At 69.2% G+C, this 4,985-nt stretch carries 4 protein-coding genes; 1 reads left to right on the top strand and 3 read right to left on the bottom strand.

Annotated features, from left to right (window positions below):
- Positions 1 to 199: 199 nt before the first annotated feature.
- On the bottom strand, positions 200 to 1,372 hold the full coding sequence (locus QM619_RS11680; RefSeq protein ID WP_415108588.1) for a trans-sulfuration enzyme family protein: 1,173 nt from the start codon (positions 1,370 to 1,372) through the stop codon (positions 200 to 202).
- A gap of 117 nt (positions 1,373 to 1,489) precedes the next feature.
- Between QM619_RS11680 and QM619_RS11675 the strand changes: the two genes are divergently transcribed.
- Complete coding sequence (locus tag QM619_RS11675; protein ID WP_415108585.1) at positions 1,490 to 1,972, top strand: Lrp/AsnC family transcriptional regulator; 483 nt, start codon at positions 1,490 to 1,492, stop codon at positions 1,970 to 1,972.
- Between the two features lie 433 nt (positions 1,973 to 2,405).
- Here the strand turns inward: QM619_RS11675 and QM619_RS11670 are convergent, their stop codons facing one another.
- A complete protein-coding gene (locus tag QM619_RS11670) occupies positions 2,406 to 4,109 on the bottom strand; it encodes a TM0106 family RecB-like putative nuclease (protein WP_415108582.1) in 1,704 nt (567 codons plus the stop codon).
- Positions 4,109 to 4,813 carry a demethylmenaquinone methyltransferase gene (locus QM619_RS11665; protein WP_415108579.1) on the bottom strand — a complete coding sequence of 235 codons (705 nt, stop codon included), beginning with the start codon at positions 4,811 to 4,813 and terminating at the stop codon, positions 4,109 to 4,111. Before QM619_RS11665 ends, QM619_RS11670 begins: the two co-directional genes overlap by 1 nt.
- Between the last annotated feature and the right edge of the window lie 172 nt (positions 4,814 to 4,985).

Below are 4,985 nucleotides of genomic sequence, written 5' to 3'. Positions count from 1 at the left end.
GGGGACGTGGAAACGGAGTCTGCGGGGTGGTGATGTTGGATTGAGCCGGGTCGGACGGACTGTTGGGGGGCGTCCGTGACCCGGCTCTCCGCATGTTCAAGGGGACAGGTCGTCGGTTACCAGGGCAGCTGTCGGGTGACCGGGAGAACCGTCCCCGGTGACCACAAGAACCGTCCCCGAGGTCACCAGGCTGATCGGGTCAGCGGCTGGCTTCCAGGGCGGACGCCAGATCTGCGATCAGGTCGTCCACATTCTCCAGGCCGACCGACAGCCGGACGAGGTCGTCGCGCGGACGGGCGTCCGCGGTCACCGGACGGTGGGTGAGGGCGGCGGGATGCTCGATCAGGGAGTCGACGCCGCCGAGCGAGACGGCGTGGGTGAATACCCGGACGGCGGATGTCATCCGGCGCGCAGCCTCATAGCCACCCTGCAGGCGGATGGCGATCATCGCGCCGGTGCCGCGCATCTGCCGGGTGAGCAGCCCGCGCGGATCGCCGTCCAAGCCAGGGTAGAAGACGGTCAAGACATCGGGCTGCTCACCTAGCCAGTGCGCGATTCGGCACGCCGATTCCTGCTGGGTGCGGACCCGGATCGGCAGCGTCGTGAGTCCGCGGTGCAACAGGTAGCCGGCCAGCGGATGCAGCACGGCGCCGGTCAGAGCGCGCACCTGGCGCAGCCCGCGCGCGGCGTCCTCGGAGCAGGCGATCACGCCGGCCACCACGTCGCCATGGCCGCCGAGATATTTGGTGGCGCTGTGCAGGGACATCGTCGCGCCCGACGCCAGCGGGTTCTGCAGCACCGGGGTGGCGAAGGTGTTGTCGACGAGCACCGGGACGCCGCCGGCTTGGGCGACCACCGCCGCGATGTCGACGAGTTCCACGGTCGGGTTCGCCGGGGACTCGATGACCACCAGGCCGGTGTTCGGACGGAGGTGCGCGGCGACGTCCGTCTCGGCGCAGAAGGTGGTCTCGGTGCCCAGCAGTCCGGACGCCAGCAGATGATCGGTGCCTCCGTACAACGGACGCACCGCGACCACATGGTGCTTCGAGGTCAGCGCGGTCGTCGCCAGCACGGCGGCCGTGGTCGCCGCCATGCCGGACGCGAACGCGACGGCTGCCTCGGCACCTTCCAACGCCGCCAGCGCCTCTTCGAAGCGGGCGACGGTGGGATTCCAGAGCCGGGCGTAGACGAATCCGCCGTCGGACAGCGGACGACCCCCGGTCGCCATCGATTCGTAGGAGTCGCCGCCGTGCTCGAGATCGGGCAGAGGATTGGTGGTGGAGAGGTCGATCGGCGGCGCATGCACTCCAAGCGCGGCGAGGCCGTCTCGCCCCGCGTGCACGGCCAACGTCTCGAAGGATGTCCCCGCCATGAGAGTTACGTTGCCCGAAACCACGGTGGATCGCCCTCTGCTCCGCAGAAGAAGCGATGGAACCAGCGATAGTCGCGATTTCCGCCATGATGGACGCCGAGCAGGCAGGAGTCATTGATGAAAACGCAAAGCGGCGAGGTCACCCTGGACGCCACCGACCGCGCGATCCTCGCGGCCGTCGTGCGGGACGCCGAGATCACCAACAAGGCGCTGGCCAACCGCCTCGGGCTGGCCGAGTCGACCTGCGCTCACCGGCTGCGCCAACTCCGCGAGCACGGCGTGATCACCGGCAGTCACGTCGACCTCGACCACGCCGCGCTGGGGTGTCCGCTGCAGGCGGTGGTGTCGGTGCGGCTCGGCAGCCACAGCGAACAACTCGTCCAGGAGTTCTTCGACGCCATCGCCACCACGCCGCAGGTGCTGCAGGTCTTCCACCTGGCCGGCAGCTCGGACTTCCTGGTGCACGTCGCGGTTGCGGACGCTGCCGAGCTCCGTGACATCGTGCTGCGGCACATCACCGTCCATCGTGGCGTCCGGCAGACCGAGACCCACCTGGTCTTCGAACGCCGAACCGGTCCGGGAACCGTCCTCAGCCGATAGGACGCGCTGATCAAAGCCTCTCCATGACGTGCATGATCGGCGTTTCCATAGCTGGGGACGGTTCGTTCGTCGCCGGGGACGGTTCGTGGTGGATCTTGGGTTGGTCTTGAGGTCTCCGGTATGGCTGGTTGAGGTTGGGCGGGCAGAGTTCTTGGTGTTGGGGGCAGGAAAGTCGCCAGGCCGGCAGGGTTCGGAGTACGTGGTTCGGGGGACGCGGAAACGGGGCGCTGTTGGGGTGGTGATGTTGGATTGAGCCGGGTCGGGCGGACTGTTTGGGGGGCGTCCGTGACCCGGCTCTCCGCATGTTCCGGGAGCGCGTCGGTGTGACCAGGAGAACCGTCCCCAGCGCCCTACCCTGCCTGTGAGAGAAGTGGGACCAAAGAACCGTCCCCGCGTGCCGGAGGCTGTCCTGAGTCGGACGCCAGGGATCGAGTCAGCCGAGCGTGCGCAGCCAACGGCGGACGTGCCAGGTGGCCTCGACATCGTCTTCGTTGTATTCCAGGACGCGGCGCTGGGCTGCCGCTCTGATCTCGTCGGTGGCGCCGGTGACGGCTTCGGTGAACCAGCTTTGACTGTTCAGTCCGCCTGGGGTGGCGTCCCGCCAGGAGAAGCCGGCGGCCTTGTTGGCCACCACTTTCAGGCCGAGCCCCTGTGTGCCGAAGAAGTGAGTGCGGATCACCGTGAACAGGTCGACGAAATGCTGACGGGCCCAGTTCAGCGCCCACTCCAGCGCCTCACCACATCCCCCCGAGTCGTCACCACCCCCACCATCGCTCCGCGCAGCGTCCGCGAGCCGTTGCATCCGGATCAGCTCGTAGTCGGAGTAGTGGAAGACCAGGGCGTCCCGGTCGGCGACCGTTTCGCGTAGCCAGTTCATCGCGGACGCCGCCAGCGCCTGCTCGGCCCGATCGTCCAGCACGGTAAACGAACTGAACTCCCGATACCGCCGCGCACCGGAGCCGTCGTCGACCAGGAAGCCCCACAGGTAGACCCGGTCGTCGGAAGAGGTTTCGATGTCCAGGTCGATCTCGAGGGCCGCGGCGGGCAGCGTGATCGGACCTTCGCTGACCCGGTCGAAGTCGACGCCCTGCGCCATCAGCGCCGCGCGCCGCCAGGCGAGCCGCAGCCGTTCCTCGGCACCGACCCGGTGGGTGACCCGCGGCAGATAGTCCGGCAGCAGTGCATCGATGTCGGCCGCCGCCAACTCGGCGACGGTGGCGACGCCGAGATCGCGCAATACCCGGATCTCGTGCACGTCCAGTGGCGACTTGGAGATGCGCAGGCTGAGGTCGTCGTCGTGCAGCTGCGGGCGGCACACGTCCCACCACTGGCACCAGCCGCATTCCCGGTTGGCGACCGGCAACAGCGCCGGGGGATCGTCGGGTGCCAGTGCGGACGCGACCTCGGCGATCTCGACCCGGAAGGCGTGCTCGACGTCGTAACGGGCCAGCGCCGACACCTGCTCGATCGTCTCGGACGACGGCATCGCGCGCGGACTGGGCGCCAGCACGGCCGCGTCCAGGTCGACCCAGCAGATCACCCGGCCCAACTCGGGCAGCTCGTCGCTGCCGACGACCGCCGCCAACGGTTCGGACGCCGCATAGCCGAGCGCCTCCAGCATCCGGCGGTAGTGGGCGAGTTGCAGCAGGTCGTTCAGCCGCCAGGTGTACCGGAACCGGTGCCCTTCCAGAACAGCTCGTCGCAGCGGATCGGACAGGCTCGACCAGGTCAGGCTCGACCCGCCGCCGCGCGGGTCGGTGAGCCGGTGGAATTTGATCTCGCCGGGGTGGTAGCCGCCGGACGGGTCGCGCAGCAGTAGGTCGGGGCGTCCGCGGCGGTGCGCCTGCAGATCGCGCGGCAGCAGCGGCCCGATCAGCACCTCGACGCCGGACGCCAGCGCGGCCATGGTCGCCTGCTCCTGATCGGCGCGCGGCTCCTCGGTCAGCGTCCGGCAGTCGAACACCGAACCAGGAAAGCCGTCCAGCAACTGCTGCAGCACCTCGGCTTGGAAGGCGATGCCGCCGTGGAAGACCTCGCGCAGTCCCTCGTCGGCGGGCGGCAGGGTGAGGCCGGGGTGGAAGGCGTTGTGGGTTTTGACCGGACAGCTGCGGGCGGCGTAGGCGTCCAGGGTGAACATCAGGCGCGGCCGCGATGTAGCGCGACGATGCCCCCGCTCAGGTTCTGCCACTCGACGTCGCGCCAGCCGGCGGCAACCAGGGCGTCGGCCAGCGCCGGCTGGGCCGGCCAGGCACGGATCGACTCCGCCAGATACTCGTACGCCACCGGGTTGGACGCCGTCAGCCGCGCGACCAGGGGCAACACCCGCAATGCGACCCCGTGGTAGGCGAGCCGCAGCGGCGTCCAGGTCGGGGTGCTGAACTCGCAGATCACCACCCGGCCGCCGGGTTTGGTGACTCGCCGCAGCTCGGTCAGCGCGGCGGCGGTGTCTTCGACGTTGCGCAGGCCGAACGAGATGGTGACCGCGTCGAAGGCGGCGTCGGCGAACGGCAGGGCCAGCGCGTCGGCGTTGACGAACGCCAGGTCGGGTTGCCGCTGCTTGCCGACCTGCAGCATGCCGAAACTGAGGTCGGCCGGAACGACCAGCGCGCCGGCGTCCGCGAACGGTTTGGACGAGGTGCCGGTGCCCGCGGCCAAGTCGAGGATGCGTTCGCCGGAGCGGGGCGCGACGGCCGCCACCACGGCGTAGCGCCAGTCGCGGTCGAGTCCGCCGGTGAGCACATCGTTCACCAGGTCGTACCGGGCCGCCACGCCGTCGAACATCTCTGCCACATCGGCTCGGCGCTTGGCCAGCGTCGCCTTCGCACCCTTAGGTTCACCCACGTGCCATAGCCTGCCACGCGTCACCGACACCGCGGACGATTCGAGGGGGTGTGAGTCAGGTTTGTGGTTCAGGCTGCCCGTGTGGGGGCTGTCGGGGTTGTGCCGCTTCCCCAGATGGTGTGGTCGCGGTGGGAGCGGGTGAGTGCTCGGAGGGTGAGGATGGGGTCGAGGC

The sequence above is a fragment of the Micropruina sp. genome, assembly GCF_047606665.1.
In the GTDB taxonomy this organism is placed as follows: Bacteria; Actinomycetota; Actinomycetes; order Propionibacteriales; family Propionibacteriaceae; genus Micropruina.
The sequence above is the reverse complement of the archived record's forward strand: the minus strand, read 5'-3'. Positions and strand labels throughout refer to the sequence as shown.

Excerpts from the sequence above, each read along its gene's own strand:
- QM619_RS11675 (WP_415108585.1), top strand. The coding sequence starts at position 1,490 with ATGAAAACGCAAAGCGGCGAGGTCACCCTGGACGCCACCGACCGCGCG.
- QM619_RS11670 (WP_415108582.1), bottom strand. The coding sequence starts at position 4,109 with ATGTTCACCCTGGACGCCTACGCCGCCCGCAGCTGTCCGGTCAAAACC.
- QM619_RS11680 (WP_415108588.1), bottom strand. The coding sequence starts at position 1,372 with ATGGCGGGGACATCCTTCGAGACGTTGGCCGTGCACGCGGGGCGAGAC.